Genomic DNA, 22,095 nt, shown 5'->3' with positions numbered 1-22,095 from the left:
TTGAAAGAAATTATAGCACAAGATTATGTTAAAAGGACGGTAAATAATGAATTGGATAGAGCTTAACAATCAAGTGATAATTAAAAATGAACAAGGTAAGTATCAATTGGAAAAAGACAAGGAAGCCTTAAGTAGTTACATAGAAGAATTTATAAAACCAAAGTTGAAAAAATTTAAAGATTTAGAAGAAAGATTAAAGTACTTAATAGATGAAGGTTATTATTCAGAAGAAGTAATAAATAAGTATAGTATGGATTTTATTAAAAAGGTATATAAGTTTATTGAGAAATATCAGTTTGAATTTCAATCATATATGAGTGCAAACAAGTTTTATCAAAATTACGCATTAAAAAGCAATGATGGAAAAGAAATATTAGAAACATATAATGAGAAAGTATTAATTGTAGCTTTGACATTAGGAAATGGTGATGAAGGTTTGGCTCTAAGCCTTACAGATAAAATAGTAAAACAAGAATTTCAACCAGCTACTCCAACGTTTTTAAATGCTGGAAGAAAAAGAGCTGGAGAGATGGTATCATGCTTTTTATTATCTGTAGAAGATAGTACAGAAGGTATATCATATGCTATATCTTCATCAAATCATTTATCAAAGATTGGTGGAGGCGTTGCACTAAATTTATCCAAACTTAGAGCATCAGGTGAATCAATCAAAGATATAGAAGGGGCAGCTGGAGGAGTTGTTGGTGTAGCAAAAATGTTGGAGCAATCCTTTAGTTATTTCAATCAAATGGGAGCTAGACAAGGTTCTGGAGCAGTTTACCTTACTGTATTCCATCCTGATTTTGAATTATTGATGGATACGAAAAAGATAAATGCTGATGAGAAAATAAGACTTGCTACATTATCACTAGGAGCTATAATACCTGATAAGTTTATGGAATTAGCAGAAAAAAATGAAACTGCATATGCATTTTATCCTCATACTGTGTATAAGAAGTATGGAGTTTATCTTGATGAGATAGAAATGAATGAGTGGTACGAAAAGCTGGTTAGTGATAAGGATATAAGAAAAAAAGAAATAAATCCTAGACAGATGCTGACTAAAATAGCACAGATGCAACAAGAAAGTGGATATCCATATGTAGTATACATAGACACAGCAAATAAGGAACATACATTAAGAGATGTTGGAATGGTCAAGATGTCTAACTTATGTTGTGAGATATTTCAATATCAGACACCTTCACAAATAGAGGGCTATGGAGGTAACAATGAGTGGGGACAAGATATAAGTTGTAACCTTGGTTCTTTAAATATAGCTAATGTTATGGACAATAAAACTATAGAAAGTACGGTTGAGACAGCAATAAGAGCATTGTCATTTGTAGCAGATAGCACAGATATAAAACCAGTACCAACAGTTAGTAAGAGTAATAGTAAGTCTCACTCTATAGGATTAGGAGCTATGAATTTACATGGATATTTGGTAAGGGAAAATATCTTATATACTTCAGAGGATGCCATAGATTTTTCTAATGTATTTTTTGCAATGATTAGATATTACTCAATTAAAGCATCAATGAAAATAGCTATAGAAAAAAATCAAACTTTTGAAGGCTTTAATAAATCAGAATATGCTAAAGGTAGAGAAAGTAAAGTACTATCAAAATACTATGAGCAATCTTATTTACCAAAGTCAGATAAGGTAAAGGCATTATTTGAAGGTATCCATATACCAACTAAAGAAGATTGGGCAAGCTTATTAGATAAAGTAAAAGAAAAAGGCATATACAATGCTTATTTGATGGCAATAGCACCAACTCAAAGTATTAGTTATGTGCAAAATGCTACATCAAGTATAATGCCAATTACTGAACCAGTAGAAGTAAGAACATATGGAGATTCTACTACAATATATCCAATGCCATTTTTAACAAATGATAATATGTTATATTATCAATCAGCATACAGGATGGATATGAGAAAAGTAATAGATTTAGTAGCAACAGTTCAAAACCATGTTGACCAAGGGATATCAACAACTCTATTTGTCACAGATGAAAAGACAACTAGAGACATAGCTAGACATTATATATATGCATATAAAAAAGGTCTGAAGAGTTTATATTACACAAGAACAAAGATGACAAGAGACACTCATGAGTGTTTAGTATGTTCAGTATAGGGAGAGAAATATATGACGTTTAATTTACATAAAATACATAATGCAGTTAACTGGAATAGAGAAGAAGATGGATTTACACAGGCTTTTTGGGAACAAAATGTAAAACAATTTTGGCTTCCTGAAGAAATATCTGTTTCTAAGGACCTCAAGGTATGGAATGAACTGAGTGATGAGGAAAAGGAATTATATAAAAAAGTATTGGGTGGTTTAACATTATTGGATACAAAACAGGGGAATAATGGAATACCATCTATGATGAGTTTAACAGAAAATCTGCAAAGAAAGGCTGTCTTGTCTTTTATGGGGACTATGGAAGAAATACATGCAAAAAGTTATTCTTCTATATTTATGACTTTACTTTCTAATTCAGAAATAGATGAGTTATTTGAATGGATAGAAACAGAACCAACATTACAAAGAAAGGCCGATTTAGTTTTAGTTCAGTATGAAAACACTACAAATCAAAAGGATTTGTACTTATCTATGGTTACAAGTGTATTTTTAGAGAGTTTCCTGTTTTATTCAGGATTCTTTTATCCATTGTATCTATCTGGTCAAGGAAAGATGGTGGCTAGTGGAGAAATAATATCACTTATTCTTAGAGATGAATCTTTACATGGCAAGTATATAGGATTGCTTGCACAAGAAATATACGACGAATTTGATGAAATTGATAAGAAAAAACTAGAAGAGAAGATGTATTCTATACTTGATAACCTTATGGAGAATGAGATAGAATACACAAATGTTATATATAAAGAAAGTGGGCTTGAAAAAGAGGTAGTAAACTTTTTGAAATACAATGCAAATAGGGCTTTAGAAAATCTAGGCTTTGAGAAGTTATATATTGTAGATGCTATCAATCCAATTGTATTAAATGGTCTTAGTACGGAAACTAAAACACATGATTTCTTTTCAACTAAAGGTAATGGATACCAAAAAGGAGTATATGAGGAATTAGAAGATGAAGATTTTATAATATAAATTTATAAATTGTGACATACTGTTGTCACTTTTATCATGATAATATCAATGTATAAAATATATATGGAGGTATTCTCATGAAATATGAATGGAGAAAAAAAGATAAGGAGTTATATTTACCTAATAAGAATCCAGTAATAGTTGAAGTACCAGAGCAGAAATTTATTATGTTAAAAGGTAATGGAGACCCAAATGACAAAGAATTTACTGAAGCAATAGGAGTACTTTATTCTTTGGCATATGCAATAAAAACCATGCCTAATAAGGGAATTGTGCCAGAAGGGTATTTCGATTATACTGTTTTTCCTTTAGAAGCTATATGGGATAAAGGAGAAAAAAGCAAATACTCAGATATACTTATTAAAGAAGACTTGATTTATACTATGATGATACGTCAGCCAGATTTTGTTACACAAGACTTGTTAGATAAAGCTATCGACATAGTAAAAAAGAAGAAACCACATAACCTTCTTGAAAAATTTAAATTTGGGTTTATTAATGAAGGATTGTGTGTCCAAATGCTTCATGTAGGTTCATATGATAATGAACCAGAAAGTTTTGATATTATGAGTGAATTTTGTAAAAGAAATAATCTTGCAAGAAAATCTAATGTACATCGTGAAATTTATATAAGTGATGCTAGAAAAGTATCTCCTGATTTATTAAAAACGGTTTTACGTTTTGAAGTAAAAAGAGAAATATAAGTGTTATATTGTGGTATTATATTACTTTATTGTTATACTATAATAAAGTAATGAGGTGATTATATGAAAAGTAATAGATTATTTGAAATTATTTATATCCTTTTAGATAAGAAAAAAGTAACTGCAACAGAATTAGCTGAACATTTTGAAGTGTCTAGGAGAACTATTTGTAGGGATGTCGAAATACTGTCAGCTTCTGGTATCCCAATTTATACTGACAAAGGTAGAAATGGGGGTATAGGTATTTTGGATAATTTTACTTTTGATAAATCCATTTTATCTGAGCAAGAACAGAAAGAAATTCTAGCATCACTAGAGAGTTTAAATGTGCTTAAATATCCAGAAGTTGATTCTACGTTATCAAAACTTAAACCTTTATTTTGTAAGTCAGATATAGACTGGATAACTGTTGATTTTTCTCATTGGGGTAGTGATGATGTAGAAAAAGATAAATTTATAAAAATAAAATCAGCCATATTAGATTGTAATATTATAACTTTTGAGTATATAAATACTTATGGAAAGGTAACAAAGCGTTGTGTAGAACCACTTATGCTTTGGTTTAAAGAGAAATCTTGGTATATCAAAGCTTATTGTCGTCAAAAAAATGATTATAGAATTTTTAAGATTGTAAGGATGAGAAACATATGTGTTTGTGAACAGACATTTATAAGGAGTATACCAATTGAAGTGGGAGAGATAAAAGAAGATAAAAATGAAAGTATTACTTTAAAGTTGAAAATTTCTAAAGATGTAGGCTATAGAGTGTATGATGAATTTGATATTGATAACATATTATGTGATAATGATGGAGATTTCATCGTAACAGTACAGTATCCAAAAAATGATTGGATATATGGATATATACTTTCTTTTGGAAATAAGATTAAAGTATTGGAACCAATAGATGTTAGAAATAGAATTTTACAAATTATAGATGAAGTTAAAATGAAATATTTATAAAGATTATAAAAAGAGGTTGTCTCAAAATAGAGAGATAAGCCTCTTTTTCATTATTGAAATGATGAAAATACATTTGATTACATACAAAAAAGAGTGCCTCATGAACTAAAAAGTTCATTTTGAAACACCAGCTTTTTTTACTTTAGCTTCAATATTCAATTTGATTTCTTATAATATTAAAAAAATTTCTACTTTTATTAGTATTATTATCAAATATTAATACTAATTGCGTACATATCATTATATAATATTTATAGATTATTATATAAGTAGGTTACTAGAAATATATGTATATAATTATTTAAAATAAATTGAATATACTATTTACTATTTTAATTAAAACAGTAAAAAAATGTAGATAAATATTATTTTATTAAGAAAAATTTAATATATTGACAAAATTTAAGTGCTCATTTAAACTAGTAATTGATAATAATATTCAATATTAAATAATAGGAGGAGCTATGAATAAATATCTTCTAATAAATCCAGTGGCAGAAAGAATGTATGGGGAAAAGTTTCACCTTGTCAAAGAAAATTTAATAAAAAAGGGTTACATAATGGCAGAATGTGAGCCACAATTGGAATATGTAAAGAAGCAATACAAAGAGTATACAAAAAAGACTGAGAATACAATGTTAGATTGTAGATGTCCAGAGAGTATAAATCTTTTAAAAAGAAATAATTTGATAGATAGTTTTGAAGTACCTATGATAGAACCAATACTAGTAAGGACTTGTAGGGTTTTATATGATAAATATATCAAAAGTGAAGAGGATATGTTGATAGTAACCTGTCCATGTACACAATTAAGGGACTTTGCAAGTGAAAAGTTTAAAGATAAGAGTAATGCTATATTTTATACATGGAAAGAGTTTGCTGAAAAAGAAGGTATAAAATCACTTGGAAAGATAGATGAATCTCCAATTCCATTAGGATACTTTAAAGACTCTTTTGAAAAAGTTCTTGAAGTATCGAGTGAAGATGAAATCTTAAGCAAAATACAAAAAATAAGAAATAGTTCTGAAGATAAGTATGATATAGTAGAAATGTTTTATTGTAAAGATGGATGTAATAATGGAGATGGTTTGTAAATGGTCAATAAATTTAATAATAAGTTTTTAAGTCTAATAAAAAGTGTTTTGATATTTTTCATAATTCTTTTATTGTGGAAAATTACTAATTATCTTGGTATTTGGAGTGATTATATATTACCATCACCTGAAAAGGTGTATAGTACATTTTTAAATATGATAAGTGATGGTTCAATATTTATTAATGTATATGCAAGTATGAAAAGAGTTTTGATAGGATTTGCAATAAGTACTGCAATAGGTGTACCTTTAGGCATATTCTTTGGAATTCATAGTGTAGTATATGAATATTTTAAATCACTAATAAATTTTTTAAGAAATACACCTCCACTTGCTTTAATACCAATGCTTATACTATGGTTTGGTATAGGAGAAGAATCAAAAATTATAATTATAGTTTTGGCTTCTTTTTTCCCAATCTTTACAAGCACATTAAAGGGGATTAGGAATTGTGACTCAAAACTGATTGAAGTAGGTAGAGTATTTGAGTTTTCAAAGCTTCAGATAATATTTAAAATAATTATACCTAATGCCATTCTTGATATTGCAGTCGGACTAAAGTTAGCTCTTGGATATAGTTTTAGAGCGATTATTGGGGCAGAACTTGTAGCAGCATCATCAGGTCTTGGCTACTTGATATCTGATGGAAAGGAAATGTCCAGGACGGATGTTGTCATTGTAGGTATAATCGTAATTGGACTTTTAGGAATAATTACAGATTATATATTTTCAATTATTGTGAAAAAGGTAAGTAAGGGAAAGATGGTGGAAGCCTATGAATAATTTAGTATGTGATTCTGGATATATAATCAGAAATCTATTTAAAAGTTATGAAGTTGACAATGAAGAGCATATAGTTCTTAGTAATATTTCTTTAAACATAGATAAAAATCATATAACTGTAATTCTAGGTGAAAGTGGATGTGGAAAGACTACCTTACTTAGGGCAATTGCATCCCTTGAAAATATAAATAGTGGTGAGATTAGATTTATTAAAGATAATAAAGAGCATAGGCCTAATGTAGGATTTGTATTTCAAGAGAGTAGACTGATGCCTTGGTTAAATGTAAGTGAAAATATAGCTTTCCATAACCAAAGAAAAAACACTATTTTAAATAAAGTACTTGGCAAATTTAAACATCAGAAAAGCATTGCTAATAAAAGTATAAGTGATAATTCCAGAGATTTAGAAACTAATGATAATTTAAATAACTTGAATAGACTTAATAAGAAAAATTATATTGATGTAGAAAAATATCTTAAGATGATGAACTTGCAGAAATTTAAAAACTCTTATCCAAATGAGTTATCAGGAGGTATGGCGCAGAGAGTAAGTATAGCTAGAGCTCTTTCTTTCAATCCAGATATGTTGTTTATGGACGAGCCTTTTTCGGCATTAGATTATTTTACAAGGATTGATATGCAAAACGAAGTTATAAGAATACATAAATCAACTAATAAAGGTGTAATATTTGTAACTCACGATATCGATGAAGCATTAAAGATAGGCAAAAAAATAGTTGTTTTTACAGATGAAAGAAAAATAAAAGAATTTAATATAGAAGATGATTATGATAGAGATTTAACTTCAGACTATTATATTAAATTAAAAAAAGATATTTTAATGACAATGAAATCAAACAAAGACGTTTAAAGAAATTAATAATATTTTAAGGAGTAAAGTAAATGAAATTAAAAAAACTATTGGTAGGTATAACGATATTAACACTTGCAACAACAGCTTTAGCTGGATGTGCTAAAAAGGATGATGGAGAAAAACTTTCAGAAATAAATTTAACTTATGTAAAATCACCATTAAATGTTCCTTCTATAATTCAAAAACAGGATGATTTATTTGGAAAGGAATTTAAAAAGGATAATATAAAAGTTAATTTCCATGAAATTACTACAGGACCAGAGCAGACACAGGCCTTAGCTGCTGGAGAAATAGACTTTTTACATGCACTAGGTGGTACGTCAGCTTTGATAGCTGCATCTAATGGAGTGGAATTAAAGATATTAAACACTTATAGTAGGTCACCAAAAGGATTTATGATTTTGACTAACGATGGTTCAATAAAATCAGCAGCAGATTTAGCAGGTAAGAAGGTAGCAGGGCCAAAGGGGACTATACTACACCAAGTATTAATTGCAGCTCTTGATAAAGAAGGATTAAGTATTGATGATGTAGAGTTTATTAACATGGGTATCCCAGAAGCATCAGCAGCTCTTGCTGATGGTAGTGTTGATGCTGCATTGATTGCTGGACCAGCAGCCCTTAAAGCTATGAAGTCTGGAAGTAAACTTGTAGCAAATGGTGAAGGTTTAGTAGATGGGATAATAGTAACAGCTGTTAGTACAGATTTTGCAGAGAAACATCCAGAGATAGTTGAAAGATTTATGAAGGTTGAAAAAGAAACTTTAGAATATGTAAATAATAATTTTGATGAAGCTATGGAAAAAGTAGCTAAAGAAGTTGATTTAAGTGTTGAAGAAACTAAAGAGTTATACGCTTGGTATGATTTTAGTTTAGATATAACAGATAAAGACATATCTTCACTTGAAGATACACAAAACTTCTTAATAAAAAATGGATTACAAGAGAAAAAAGTAGATATAAAAGAATTACTATATGCTACTAAGTAGAAATTATGCTAAAATAATATTAAATAGAAACTATAATAAAAGTTTAAGTTACCTTAATTAAGGTAACTTTTTCTATTTTATATTAATAATTATATTTATTTTTAGTAGGTTTAGTTAATGTTAAAATAGATATCGGGAGGAATATATGAGTCATAAAATATATATTGTGGAAGATGATATATCAATAAGTACATTACTTAAGGATTATATTGAGAAATATGGATTTGAAGTGGTTGTTGAAGAAAACTTTGATGATATAATGGTTACATTTGAAAAAATAAAGCCAGATTTAGTGCTATTAGATGTTAATTTACCTAAATTTGATGGTTTTTACTGGTGCAGATGTATTAGGCAACAGTCTAATCTACCCATAATTTTTATATCAGCTAGAGATGGGAATGTAGACCAGATTAGAGCTTTAGAAAGTGGAGCAGATGATTATATAACAAAGCCTTTTTATTATGATGTAGTAATGGCAAAGATAAAGAGCCATATAAGAAGAGTATATGGTGAATATTCACCTAAAATAGATGAAAGAATAGTTGAATTAGATGGATTGAAGTTTTATCCAGAGAGGTTGGAGTTAGAATTAGGTGGAAAGGTTCTAATTATTACTAAGAAAGAAGGCATATTGATTGAATGCCTCATTAGAAAATACCCAAAGGTAGTAAGTAGAGATTATCTGTTAGAAAAGATATGGGATGATATTGAATTTGTAGAAGAAAATACTCTAAATGTAAATGTTAGCAGGATAAGAAAAAGATTTGAGGAATTAGGTATAGATAATGCTGTTCAGACTGTACGAGGATTAGGATATAAATTAAATAAAAATTGGTAGGGAGAAAATATGAAATTATTTTTTAGAGATTGTAAGGGTTATATTTTTATATATTATATAGGAATATTTATGACAATTATTTATTGTAATCTTATGAAGTTTATCAATTTTGGAGAGAGCTTATATATTCTTTTATTTAGCTCTTTTATATTATTGTGTTTTTTAATATATAAGTACTATAAGCATAGAGAAGTATATACTCTATTCAAAAAAGGTATAAAATCTCTGGATGAATCATTCTTGTATTTAGGAAATTCTTTCTTGGGAAGAAATATATCAGCTATTTTAAAACAACAACATAAACTATATCAATCAATGATACAAGAGCATAAAAAAGTACATAGTGAGCATTTGACTTTTATCAACCAATGGATTCACCAGATGAAAACACCAATATCAGTTATAAGTCTTCAACTTCAAGAATATGAGGGAGAAGAAGTAACAGAAAACATAAGAGAAGAACTAGACAGGCTAAATAAAGGTCTAAATATGGCGATGCACTTTGCAAGGGCAGATAATTTCCAAAAAGATTTTGTGGTTGAAAAAGCTAGATTGAATGAAATTGTAGTTGGTATTGTAAATGAAGAAAAGAGGTTGTTTATAAAAAGTGAGATAATTCCTAAGATAAAAATAGACAAGTTTACTTATGTTTATACAGATATAAAATGGATGAAATTTATAATAAGCCAATTGATTACAAATGGTGTGAAATATTCTAAAGGTTATAGCAACTACCTAAATATAAAAGCTGAAGAAAACAATAAATATGTAACTTTAAGTATAATAGATGAAGGGATTGGGATTGTTTCTAAAGATATAAAAAGAGTATTTGACCCGTTTTTTACAGGGGAAAATGGTCGTAAGTTTGGAGAATCTACAGGTATGGGACTTTATCTGGTAAAAAAAGTATGTGATGATTTAGGGCATAAAGTCAGCATAAAATCAGACGTAGGAAAAGGTACAGAAGTTTCAATAATGTTTAATAAAGATAATATGAATAATCTTCTATAATAAATCTTTAATTGATTATGTTTTTTATTAATTTATATCATTTGTTGAATGAGATAATTACAGTTAAAAAATCTAATTTTAATAGAGTTTACTTGCAAACCTTACATAGATGTAAGGTTTGTGTAATGTTTGTAGATAGTTAAATTTTCTAATCTAAATTAGAATTAGTGTAAGAAATAACATAAAAAATAAATTTTGTAAAAAGGAAAGGATGTTTATTGATGAGCTTAGATATTATTTTCATATTAAAATCAGTTATGATAGCTATAGTAGAGGGGCTTACGGAATTTATCCCAGTTTCATCTACTGGTCATATGATATTGGTTGGTAGCTTGATAGATTTTAAAGGACAATTTGCTGAAATGTTTGAGGTTGTAATACAACTTGGAGCAATATTAGCAGTAGTAGTACTTTATTGGAAAAAAATAAAAGATAGTGTTATAGAATTTTTTAAGTTTATATTTACTGGTGGAAAAGAAGGAAAGACTGGCTTTAAATTTGGAATGAATGTAATTATAGCATGTATTCCATTTGCGATTGTAGGAGTTCTATTTTACGATAACATAAAAGCCTTGTTTAATTTACAATCTGTAATTATAGGATTTATAGTTGGTGGGATTTTATTACTAGTGGTAGAGACTTTATTTAGAAAAAAGAAACACTCTACTGACAATATAGACAAAATTACACCAATACAAGCATTAAAAGTTGGAGTTTTACAAGTTTTATCTGCATGGCCAGGTATGTCAAGAAGTGCATCTACTATTATGGGTGGATGGATAGCAGGACTTAATTCTCCTATAGCAGCTGAATTTTCTTTCTTTTTAGCTGTACCAGCTATGGTAGCTTCATCAGGAAAGGATTTATTTGAATTTGATTATTCAATAATGACACCAACATTGTGGATTGCCTTGATAGTTGGATTTATAGTAGCTTTTATTGTATCAATAGTAGTTATGGAAAAATTTGTGGATTTTCTAAAGAAAAAGTCAATGAGAGTATTTGCTATATATAGAATACTTATGGGAATATTACTTGCTATATTAGCTTTTACAAACATAATTAGTGTATAGGTTAAGATATATTTATTATTTACAAAAATTAGCTAACCAATATAAATAATAATTAACAAATAGATATATATGTTATTTCAAAAATTAGATTAGAAAGGATAGTTAATAATGAAAATTTTAACTGTAAATAATTTAAGTAAAGTATATGGTAAGAAAATAATTTTTAATGCATTAAATGATATAAATTTTAGTATAGATGATGGAGAATTTGTAGGAATTATGGGACCATCTGGCAGTGGTAAAACAACTCTTTTAAATATGATTTCTACTATTGATAAACCAACTACAGGAACCATTGAACTAAAAGGTAAGAATCCTTTATTGTTAAAAGGTGAAGAACTCGCATTATTTAGAAGAAGAGAGTTAGGTTTTGTATTTCAGGATTTTAATTTATTAGATACCCTGACTATAGGTGAAAATATAGTATTGCCATTGACATTAGATAAGGTTAGTGTAAAAGAACAAAATAATAGATTGGCTGAAGTATCTGGAATTTTAGGGATAAAAGATTTATTAGACAAAAGAACTTTTGAAGTATCAGGTGGTCAAGCTCAGAGAACTGCTATCGCTAGAGCATTAATAAATAGACCATCAATACTTTTAGCAGATGAACCAACTGGTAATTTAGATTCGAAGTCATCAAAGATTGTAATGGAGTTATTTGAGAATATAAATAGAGAAAATAAGGTTACTACCATGATGGTAACTCATGACCCATTGGCTGCAAGCTATTGTAGTAGGATTTTATTTATAAAAGATGGAGCTATATATAATGAAATATATAAGGGAAGTAGTAGAGAGCAGTTTTATCAAGAGATAATGGATGTACTTACATTATTGGGGGGCGATAATTAATGAACATAAAACAATTTGCCATCAACAATATTTCAAGAAACATTAAAGCTTATGTAGGGTATTTAGCAAGTATTGTTATATCCTCTGCCCTGCTATTTTCTTTTATCATGTTTACAAGTCATCCCAATTTAGAGATATCTCAATTTCCCGATTATCTAAAAGAGGGACTTAAGATGAGTAAAATAATTGCATATTTATTTTTATTCTTCTTTGTGTTTTATTCAGTTAGTATATTTCTTAAAAGTAGATATAAAGAATTTGGAATACTTTATATTACAGGGATATCAAAGCGACAGGTAATGAAGTTAATTTTTATAGAAAATATAATAATAAATATAGTGTCTTCTGTAATTGGAGTAATAATAGGCTTAGTCTTTTCAAAGATATTTTTAGTGATTATGTCTACCTTTTTAGAATTATCACCATTAAAGTTCTATATACCAATAAATGCAATATTATCTACTTTAATTTACTTCATAATTTTGGCTATATTAACATCAGTATTTGCTTCTTTTATAGTTAAGGAAAATCAAGTATTGAGATTGCTTAAAGGTACAAAGACTCCAAAACCAGAGCCTAAAACATCACTAGTATTTGTTATATTAAGTATTTGTCTGTTTGTAATAGCATATTATAGTGCTGTTACATCAACTGACCAATATACAACATATCTACGCTTAGTCCCAGTTACATCTCTTACTATATTAGCAACCTATTTATTTTTTTCTCAATTTAGTGTGTTTTTTCTAAAAAAGTTAAAATTAAATAAGAGATTTTATAGAAAAAATACGAATATGCTTTGGATTTCAAATTTGATTTACAAAGTAAAGGATAATGCTAGGATATTCTTTTTGATAGCTATAACTTCTGCAGTAGCATTTACTGCTATAGGTACAGTTTATTCATTTTGGAAAGATGTAAAGCGTCAAATTAATTTAATATATCCTAACACAATGTATTATTCAACAATGACTTTGCATAATGATGCTAACAAGCCTGATAGTAAAGAAAAAGATAGGGAAAGAATGAGATTTATAGAAAGCAAATTAAAAAAAGAAAATATAGATTATACGAGAATTAATGGAGAATTTAAAACTGTATTTCCTAAAAAAAGCGATTTTAATGTGAGAATTATGAAAGAATCTAAGTATCTCGAAATCACAAAGATTATAGGAGTTAATCCTATAAGTTTTGAAGATAATGAATCTATATCATTGCTTTCATCAAGCTTACCAGGTGATAAGAAAGTTAAAGACAATGTTGTTATAGGGAATAAAAGTTTAAAGGTGGTAAAACAAGTAGAAGAGTGTGTTATGCCAGCATATTATGACAATATGTATGTGGTAAAAGATAATTTTTATGATAGTATAAAATCAAAATTTATAGTGGATAGATTTACTACATTTGAAGTAGTTGATTCAAGCAAAACTACAGAGATATGTAGGCAATTTGAGAATAAATTTAATGATGAGTCTGGAATGCAACCATATTTATTCTTCTCTAAAGAATTAATGATAGAAAATGGTAAATTAACATATTCTACATTTATGTTTTTGGCAATATTTATAGGTATGATTTTCTTTGTTACTACAAGTAGTTTTTTATATAATAAGTTTTATATGGATTGTCAAGTTGACAAGAAAAAGTATGAGCAGTTAAATAAATTGGGGATGACATATAATGAGATTAAAAAAGCTTCAACTATTGAAATTGGAATTGTATTTTTGTTGCCTTATGTAGTGGCAGTTATACATTCGATATTTGCACTTACTGCACTGAGAAATTCTTTTGATATAGAGGTAGCATCTTCGGCAGTTTTGGTAATGGGAAGCTTATTTTTAGTTCAAATAGTGTATTTCTTAATTGTGAGAAATAATTATTTAAAAGAGATAAGGTTAAATTTAGTTAATTTTTAGGAGAGATTATTAACTAATAAAAAGTATTTAAAATTGATTAATATTACTGGAATTATAAATATTTATTTTTTCAGTAATATTTTTTATTGTATTAATTATTAAGATTATATACTAATATGTCATAATAAGTATCTAAATAGTAAAAAATTCTACTTACATAAAACATAAGGAGGTTATATGTATATATGTGTAGAAATAAACAATATAAGATATTAATTAATATTATTAGGAGGTGTTATTCATTAGTAAATTAGCTAATACAATAAGAATGATGATATTAATTCAAAGTAGAGGAAGAATGAAGTGTAAAGAGCTAGCAGAAGAGTTGGAAGTAAGTGAAAGGCAAATAAAAAGCTATAAGGAATATTTAGAACAAGCAGGTATATTTATAAATTCAACACCTGGGATTTATGGTGGATATGAAATCGATAAATGTAATAGTATCTCACTAATTAAATTATTGGATAGTGAAGTTTCAATTCTAGACATGATAAATTCACAGCTAGAGTATAATAACGATATTTACAAAAATGAATTTAATAGCATTGTAGAAAAAATAAAAGCAGTATTAAATACAGGAGAAAAAAGCGATATATATATGGATTATTTCACAGTACAAGCACAACGTAATTGTAATTATGAGTTTGAAAAAGAAAAATTCAGTGAAATAACAAGGGCATATACAACAAAACGCAAAATCAAGATAAAATATTATTCTTTGAATTCTGGAAATAGTGAAAGAGTTGTACATCCATATTGTTTATTTAACTATAAATCAGATACCTATATGGTAGCTTTTTGTGAAAAAAGACTTAAGTTTATAGATTTTAAATTATGTAGAATTAAAGAGTATACTGTTTTAGACGAAAAATATCTTGTAGATAGAAGTTTCAATTGGAGCGAATATAGTAAGAATAGTATAGGTATTTATAAAGGAGAAGAAATTAATATAATTATGAAAATTAAGCAACCATTTTCAACAATTGTAAGGGAAAAGGTATGGGTTAATAATCAACAAATTAGTGAGTATGATGAAGAATCTATATTATTTAAAGCTAAAATGAGAGGTTATGAGTAAATAAAAAGCTGGATTTTAAGTATGGGAGCTTATGTTGAAGTCATAGAACCTGAGAGGCTTAAGAATGATATATTATCTGAAATTGAAAAAATGAGAAAACTTTACTGATTTTTTCCAATCTCTTTATATTTAGACAGATATACTTTATAGTCTAGTGTTAATATATTAGTTAGGAGAGGCGATATTACTGATGGAAAGTTACATAAATATATTTCTGAAATAGAAAATATTATTGATAATAGTGAGGATTCAATCTATGTTTATGAGATAAAAAATCCTAATTCAATTAAAAAGAAATGTTATGGTATTGATAAGTATTCTGATGAAATATTTATATAAGTTTGCAGTGAGCGATATTTATGCTAAAATAGGTGTTAACAGTTGGAATATAAGGGATTGAAGGTGTATAATAAATGTTATCAATTGCACTGTTGCTCGCTCACTGCAAATTTTGATGTTTTTATTAAATTATAATTGATTGAGTGCAGTATATTCAATTATATCTATTTTGGAGTTTTATATTAACTAAGTGGTATGTAAAGGATAAAATTAAAGATGGAATTAAAAAAATTAAAGATAGTTTTATATTAACTAAGTGGTATGTAAAGATTAAAATAAAAATAATTAAGATATAACACTTTAAAGTTTTATATTAACTAAATCATATCTAAATGAAGTAAACTTACACTATAAATAAAAATCAACATAAAAATGAGGTGAAATAAAATTTATGATAAGAAAATCAAATGATAAAGATATAAACAAAATCATGGAAATATGGAAAGAAAGCACAATCAAAGCACACAACTTTATAAGTAAAGAATACTGGGAAAATAACTATAACACTGTCAAAAACGAATATATACCTATATCAGATACATTTGTATATGAGGATGGTCAAGAAATAAAAGGATTTATAAGCATAATAGATAAAAGTTTTATAGGAGCTTTATTTATAAATTCAAACTATCAAAACCTAGGTATAGGAGGTAAACTTTTAGACTATGCAACTAAAGAATACAAGAATCTAAATCTAGCAGTATATAAAGACAATAAAAAGGCGGTTGTATTTTACAATAAAAAAGGATTTAATATAGTAAAAGAGCAAATAAATGAAGATTCAGGATTTAAAGAGTACATAATGGAATATGGTAAATAACGTTAATATATTCGACTAAAATAATAATTAACATATTTATTATTCTAATAGGCATAATTTTAAAAAAAATTTTTAGAATTGTGAATTACATGTACTTAAGACATTAATAAACATAATGATAGGGGGAAAAATAATGAATAAAAGAGCATTTATGTATTACACTAGAATAAGAGGATAGCGCACAAATTGTGGCTATTTTACAACAGCTTATAACACATTTTATATAATCTAGAAAAGTTATCTTATGCAAGTAGCCATAATTTCGTGCTATTTAAATTAAATAGTAAATTTAAGGAGATTATGGGAATGAAACAGAATATAAGTAATGTAAATAAAAAAAATACTGGTAAACTAAAAAAGATAGAAACAACTAGATTACTACTTAATGAAAATATAGATGTATTTAAATGTCCACTTTGCAAAGCAAATATGGTTACTGTTGATAAAAATAGTGTCAAATGTGTGAACAAACACTGCTTTGATATATCTAAAAAAGGATATGTTAATTTATTAAATAGTAATACAAAAACTATTTATGATAAAAAACTATTTGAGTCAAGACATGAAATATATAATTCTAAGGTGTATGATTATTTAATAGAAGAAATAGAGTCTATAATCAAAAATTACACTTTAAATAAATATAGTAACTATATATTAGATGCAGGATGTGGCGAAGGATATTTTTTAAATAAATTATCTGAAGATGAAGAGATTAATAATAGATGTAAATTAATTGGAATTGACATAGCTAAAGAAGGGATTTCTATTGCTACAAGAGGAGAAAATGAAATTATGTGGTGTATTTCAGATTTAGCAAATCTGCCACTTCAAGATAGTAAGTTTAATATAATATTAAATATACTTTCTCCTGCAAACTATAAGGAGTTTGCAAGAGTTTTAAGTGATGGTGGAATAGTAGTAAAGATTGTCCCAGAGTCAAATTATTTAAAAGAAATAAGAACAAGTATACAGAAAGACATAAAAAATAGCGATTATAATAATAAAAATATTATAGATGTGTTTAAAAAGCATCTTGATTTGATTTATGATAATAGAATTAATTATAAGACTAATATCAATGTATTAAACTTAAGGAATTTAGTTAAAATGACACCTTTGACATCATCATTACATGAAAAAGAGATTTTAAGGTTGTTAGAATCAGATATATCTTATATAACAATCGATTTAAGAGTTATAGTTGGTACTATAAAGAAATAAAAGAATTTTTATAAGAGTTTGATAAACTTTAATTATGATTGTACAATAGAAAATTGCTATGAGACTGGCTTAGTAAAGTCGGGTTTCATAGCAATTTTAATTATTATAAAAATGTTTATTTTACATATTTTAAAAACTTATATAGTATCTAATAAAATATTCTTCTTATTTAAAACGATAAATTGTTAAATCTTAAAGTGTTCTTTTTGAGACATGTTTATTTCAGAGTCGCAATTTCCACAACAATAAGATTTTGAAACATATTTAAATTCTTCGTTATTCTCATCAAACTCCATTTTTTTCTTTGCAAGAATCCCAACTTTAGTTAAATTAGAACCACAATTATTACAGTTTTGGATTTTACATATACTATATAGTTTGTCAGGTGTAATATTTTCTAACAGTTCTTCACAATTACAACATTTAATGGAAGCAATTTCACTAGATATTTCAACAGGTTCAGATTTATCAAAAGAGAATTTATATATTATGTCATTTGATACTTTATAACCTGTATCAAAGATATTAGAATTACAGTTTGGACACAAGTATTTTGGAATGTAGAAATCTTTTTTTTCAAAATTATCACTACTAGTATTACAATCCAAATCATCTAAAGTTGAGTTTTCATCTATAGTATAATCTTTATTTAAACTTAGAAGATAATTATAAATCTTTTTATCTTCATTCTGTTTTGCCGTATCTAAAAGATGACTCATTATATTAGGATATTCTTTATTTTTTGATGGTATATTCAAATCTATATAATTATTCTCAATAGCAAAGTATAATATATTAAAATAATTATACTTAACTGCAAAAAATAATAACATTTCATCAAACACTTTATCAATTACTTTGTCTGAAATGCTTATCCAAAAGTCTGGCGAATCTAAATAAACTTTCTTACTAAGTTCATCTAACTCTTCATCTATGTTATTTAAATTATTTTCATTAATTTCCATATCATCACTTCCTTATTATTTTTATATAAAATAAAATCTCATATAAAAATATATCATATTATAATTTACAAGTATAGACAAAATAGGTTAGTTTCTAAATAAAGTTTTATAAATAACCATTAAAATATAAAGCATTAGTCTAAAGTTTACTTAAAAATAAAATGTAAACCTATAATTTATTTTGAGTTGACAAAAAAACGTCTTTCTTTTATACTAAAACAAAGCTTTAATAGAAACTTTGTACATGTACATATAAACTAAATTGAATAAGACGTATGAAGGGAATTATAAAAATGAAAAATACTAAAGTAAATATTCAAGATTTAACTAAAATGTCAATATGTGTAGCATTGTTATGTATATCATCCTATATATATATACCATTGCCATTTACACCAGCAGGAGTAACAGCACAAACAATAATGATAAATCTAATAGCTTTGATTTTAACACCAAGACAAGCATTTAGCACAGTTGGTGTATATATAATGATAGGTTTGATTGGAATACCAGTATTTGGTGGAGGAGCATCTGGGATTGGAAAATTGTTAAGCCCAACAGGTGGTTTTTATTTTGGATTTTTGTTCGCAGCATTAATTATTAGTCTATTAAAAGGAAAAAATAATGATATTAAAAGATATATACTAATAACAATTTTTATTGGTATGCCTATTATATATTTTATGGGAACAGTATTTATGTGTTATTTTAATCAAATGACAGTAGAAGCAGCACTTTTTGCAGCTGTAGTACCATTTTTAATTGGAGATACAATAAAAGCAGTTATTGCATCTTTTTTAGGTGTTAAATTAAACAATGTATTAAAAAGAAATCTACTGTAAGGAGGGAATAGAATATATGGAAGATGTTTTTATATTAGGAGGACTTAGAAGTCATATAGGTCTAAAAAATGGAATCTTTCAATTTGTTCAACCAGAATCTTTGGGTGCAAGTGTATTAAAACACCTAATTGAAAAATATGAAATTGATAAAATTGATGAGGTTATATGTGGAAATGCGGTTGGAACAGGTGGAAATATAGCAAGATTAATGACTTTAACAGCAGGAATTTCAAATGAAGTACCTGCTTTTACTGTAGATATGCAGTGTGCCTCTGCTATGATGAGTATAGAGATAGCATTTTCAAAAATTAAATCTGGGCAGTGTGATTTAATTATTGCTGGTGGATTTGAAAGTAGCTCTCTGCAACCAATGCGTACATACCATAAAAATGATAAACGATATGATATAAATAATTCTAATTATACAGTTGCTCAATTCTCTCCTGATGATAATAGTGAAAATAGTATGCTAGAAGGCGCAGAAAGAGTAGCAAAGTTGTATCAAATTGAGAAAACAGAGTTAGATTTTTGGGTGAAAGAAAGTCATAAAAGAGCAAAGAAGGCTAGAGAAGATAAAGTGCTTGAAGATATTATATATCCTATAGATAATAATACTTATGATGAAGGTATACGTGACAAGATGAGTCAAAGATTATTAGATAGAGTACCATCGATTTTAGGAAAAGGAACTATTATAAATGCAGCAAATTCATGTCTCATTAATGATGGAGCTTCATTTATTGTACTATGTTCTAAAAGATACATAGAAAATACAAAAAAGAAACCTAAAGCAAAGATTGTTAATGCCTGTACAATAGGAACAGATGCAAATTTAAGTCCAACATCTGCTATAAAAGCAATGGAGAAAATTTTAGAAATAGAAAAAATTAATTACCTAGATATATCTGCTATTGAATTTAATGAAGCATTTGCAGTTATAGATGTGCTATTTCAAAGAAAGTATCCAGAATTGATTGATAGATATAATGTATTTGGTGGAGCTTTAGCCTATGGTCATCCATACGGTGCTTCAGGTGCAATTATTGCATTACATCTTTTAAAAGCATTAGAAAAGATTAATGGTAGATATGGAATTTGTTCTATAGCCGCAGCTGGTGGCTTGGGTTCAGCCTTATTGATTGAAAGGGTGTAGATTATGAACTACTATGAACTTCTAAAAATAAAGATAAATAGTAATAAAAATAAAGATTTTTTAATTGTAGATGGAGAAAAACATACTTATGAAAATATGTTAAGTTATAGTGAGAAACTTGGAAAACAAATTTCTGTAGGTGAGAATGTACCTATTTTAATATATTCTAAAAGTATAATGTTTCAGTTAATGAGCTTTTTCGCAATTAATTATTCAAAAAATATACCTATTATTTGTCATTATAATCTTTCTAAAAAAGTATTGAATGACATTATAATAAAAAATAATATTTCAATAATTATATCCGATGAGACTATGGACAACATTAATTTATCTGATGATAATGAAAAAGTAAAGAAAACTAATTTTTCTATATCTAATCCTAAAGTTAATATATATATGTATCAATATAATACTCCTACAAACTATCTAGATAAAGATATATGTATGGGAGTTTTATCTTCAGGTTCTACAAGTGTTCCAAAAGTATTGTATAGAACATATGAGAGTTGGGTTGGATTCTTTCCTACCCAAAATGATATTTTTAATATATCTGAGGAATCAATTTTGTTTATTAATGGGACATTGAGTTTTACAGGAAATCTAAATTCTTTAATATCAGTATTATATGAAGGTGGAAGTGTTGTAATAAATTCGGGTCTAAACTGTAAGTCATGGATAAAAACAATAAAACAATACAATATAACTAACATATACCTCGTACCTACAAAGCTTCAACTCTTGGCTAAACACTTAGAAGAAGCAATACTCAATGTTGTAAGTATTTTCACAGGTTCTCAATTATTGTTTGAAAATACTGCAAAAAGTTTAAAATACTATATGCCAAAATCTGAAATTATTTTATATTATGGAGCAAGTGAATTAAATTACATTACATACTTATGTTATGATGAATTAATTAAGAAACCTTTAAGCGTAGGTAGACCATTTCCAGAAATAGATGTATATGTTACAGATGGAAAGATTTTTGTAAATACAAAATATGCAGTATATAATGCAACAAAACCTTATTCTGTAAATGATGTTGGATATTTTGATGATGATGGATACTTAATCTTTGAAGGAAGAAATGATGATATTGTAAATATTGGAGGATTTAAAGTTAGCTCTACTAAAGTTGAAAATGAGGTGAAAAAAATTCCTCAAATTGAGAACGCAGTTGTATTACCATATTCAGACTCCATAAGAGGAAGTCAAATTGCATTATTTGTAACAATTATAGATAAAATTACAAAAAAAGATTTATTGATTAAAATGAGAAAGAATCTAATAAAAAATGAAATCCCAAGAAAAGTTATCTTTTTAAATTCATTTCCATATACCTCTTCTGAAAAGATAGATAGATTAGCACTATTAAAAATATTATAAGTATAATATTTAGTAATTTTAGTGAACCAATATATTGATAAAAACATATTGTATA

The 22,095-nt window shown here is 27.1% G+C and carries 21 protein-coding genes; 20 read left to right on the top strand and 1 reads right to left on the bottom strand.

Annotated elements, in window-relative coordinates:
• Window positions 1-46: 46 nt before the first annotated feature.
• The 17 genes from nrdE (at window position 47) to ACTG44_RS16620 (ending at window position 17,691) form a co-directional block, all read left to right on the top strand.
• Entirely contained in the window at window positions 47-2,146 is a 2,100-nt protein-coding gene (gene nrdE, locus ACTG44_RS16700) for a class 1b ribonucleoside-diphosphate reductase subunit alpha (protein WP_479920865.1), read from the top strand.
• 12 nt (window positions 2,147-2,158) lie between these two features.
• On the top strand, window positions 2,159-3,130 hold the full coding sequence (nrdF, locus tag ACTG44_RS16695; RefSeq protein ID WP_479920864.1) for a class 1b ribonucleoside-diphosphate reductase subunit beta: 972 nt from the start codon (window positions 2,159-2,161) through the stop codon (window positions 3,128-3,130).
• Window positions 3,131-3,207: 77 nt separating this feature from the next.
• Window positions 3,208-3,834 carry a GyrI-like domain-containing protein gene (locus ACTG44_RS16690; protein ID WP_479920863.1) on the top strand — a complete coding sequence of 209 codons (627 nt, stop codon included), beginning with the start codon at window positions 3,208-3,210 and terminating at the stop codon, window positions 3,832-3,834.
• A 63-nt stretch (window positions 3,835-3,897) separates the two neighbouring features.
• Entirely contained in the window at window positions 3,898-4,797 is a 900-nt protein-coding gene (locus ACTG44_RS16685) for a helix-turn-helix transcriptional regulator (protein ID WP_479920862.1), read from the top strand.
• A 464-nt stretch (window positions 4,798-5,261) separates the two neighbouring features.
• Window positions 5,262-5,891: a hypothetical protein gene (locus ACTG44_RS16680; RefSeq protein WP_479920861.1), complete on the top strand. Its 630-nt coding sequence runs from the start codon at window positions 5,262-5,264 to the stop codon at window positions 5,889-5,891.
• Complete coding sequence (locus ACTG44_RS16675; protein ID WP_479920860.1) at window positions 5,892-6,674, top strand: ABC transporter permease; 783 nt, start codon at window positions 5,892-5,894, stop codon at window positions 6,672-6,674. It abuts the gene before it with no gap.
• Entirely contained in the window at window positions 6,667-7,545 is an 879-nt protein-coding gene (locus tag ACTG44_RS16670; protein ID WP_479920859.1) for an ABC transporter ATP-binding protein, read from the top strand. Before ACTG44_RS16675 ends, ACTG44_RS16670 begins: the two co-directional genes overlap by 8 nt.
• 32 nt (window positions 7,546-7,577) lie before the next feature.
• Window positions 7,578-8,537: an ABC transporter substrate-binding protein gene (locus ACTG44_RS16665; protein ID WP_479920858.1), complete on the top strand. Its 960-nt coding sequence runs from the start codon at window positions 7,578-7,580 to the stop codon at window positions 8,535-8,537.
• Window positions 8,538-8,682: 145 nt separating this feature from the next.
• The gene (locus tag ACTG44_RS16660) at window positions 8,683-9,375 is read left to right on the top strand and encodes a response regulator (protein WP_479920857.1); all 693 of its coding nucleotides are present in this window, start codon (window positions 8,683-8,685) and stop codon (window positions 9,373-9,375) included.
• A 153-nt stretch (window positions 9,376-9,528) separates the two neighbouring features.
• Window positions 9,529-10,386, top strand: a complete 858-nt coding sequence (locus ACTG44_RS16655) for an ATP-binding protein (protein ID WP_479920856.1) — start codon at window positions 9,529-9,531, stop codon at window positions 10,384-10,386.
• Between the two features lie 221 nt (window positions 10,387-10,607).
• Window positions 10,608-11,459: an undecaprenyl-diphosphate phosphatase gene (locus tag ACTG44_RS16650; RefSeq protein ID WP_054277480.1), complete on the top strand. Its 852-nt coding sequence runs from the start codon at window positions 10,608-10,610 to the stop codon at window positions 11,457-11,459.
• Between the two features lie 108 nt (window positions 11,460-11,567).
• A complete protein-coding gene (locus tag ACTG44_RS16645) occupies window positions 11,568-12,314 on the top strand; it encodes an ABC transporter ATP-binding protein (protein ID WP_479920855.1) in 747 nt (248 codons plus the stop codon).
• Window positions 12,314-14,230 carry an FtsX-like permease family protein gene (locus ACTG44_RS16640; protein WP_479920854.1) on the top strand — a complete coding sequence of 639 codons (1,917 nt, stop codon included), beginning with the start codon at window positions 12,314-12,316 and terminating at the stop codon, window positions 14,228-14,230. The genes ACTG44_RS16645 and ACTG44_RS16640 overlap by 1 nt, the downstream gene beginning before the upstream one ends.
• Before the next feature lie 268 nt (window positions 14,231-14,498).
• Complete coding sequence (locus ACTG44_RS16635) at window positions 14,499-15,308, top strand: helix-turn-helix transcriptional regulator (protein ID WP_479920853.1); 810 nt, start codon at window positions 14,499-14,501, stop codon at window positions 15,306-15,308.
• Entirely contained in the window at window positions 15,309-15,416 is a 108-nt protein-coding gene (locus ACTG44_RS16630) for a WCX domain-containing protein (RefSeq protein WP_479921703.1), read from the top strand. It abuts the gene before it with no gap.
• A gap of 622 nt (window positions 15,417-16,038) precedes the next feature.
• Window positions 16,039-16,467 (top strand): N-acetyltransferase, encoded by a 429-nt coding sequence (locus ACTG44_RS16625; RefSeq protein ID WP_479920852.1) that lies wholly within the window; start codon window positions 16,039-16,041, stop codon window positions 16,465-16,467.
• A 306-nt stretch (window positions 16,468-16,773) separates the two neighbouring features.
• Window positions 16,774-17,691 (top strand): putative RNA methyltransferase, encoded by a 918-nt coding sequence (locus ACTG44_RS16620; protein WP_479920851.1) that lies wholly within the window; start codon window positions 16,774-16,776, stop codon window positions 17,689-17,691.
• Window positions 17,692-17,876: 185 nt separating this feature from the next.
• Here ACTG44_RS16620 and ACTG44_RS16615 read toward each other — a convergent pair whose 3' ends face one another.
• Window positions 17,877-18,656: a hypothetical protein gene (locus tag ACTG44_RS16615; protein WP_479920850.1), complete on the bottom strand. Its 780-nt coding sequence runs from the start codon at window positions 18,654-18,656 to the stop codon at window positions 17,877-17,879.
• 293 nt (window positions 18,657-18,949) lie between these two features.
• Here ACTG44_RS16615 and ACTG44_RS16610 point away from each other — a divergent pair, with 293 nt between their 5' ends.
• The 3 genes from ACTG44_RS16610 to ACTG44_RS16600 are packed head-to-tail and all read left to right on the top strand — an operon-like array spanning window position 18,950 to window position 22,040.
• On the top strand, window positions 18,950-19,498 hold the full coding sequence (locus tag ACTG44_RS16610; protein WP_021385914.1) for a biotin transporter BioY: 549 nt from the start codon (window positions 18,950-18,952) through the stop codon (window positions 19,496-19,498).
• Between the two features lie 16 nt (window positions 19,499-19,514).
• Entirely contained in the window at window positions 19,515-20,651 is a 1,137-nt protein-coding gene (locus ACTG44_RS16605) for a thiolase family protein (RefSeq protein ID WP_479920849.1), read from the top strand.
• A gap of 3 nt (window positions 20,652-20,654) precedes the next feature.
• Window positions 20,655-22,040, top strand: coding sequence for an AMP-binding protein (locus tag ACTG44_RS16600; RefSeq protein ID WP_021385897.1), 1,386 nt, complete (start codon window positions 20,655-20,657; stop codon window positions 22,038-22,040).
• Window positions 22,041-22,095 lie beyond the last annotated feature (55 nt).

Source organism: Clostridioides sp. LIBA-2809 (assembly GCF_056688965.1).
The sequence above is the reverse complement of the archived record's forward strand: the minus strand, read 5'-3'. Positions and strand labels throughout refer to the sequence as shown.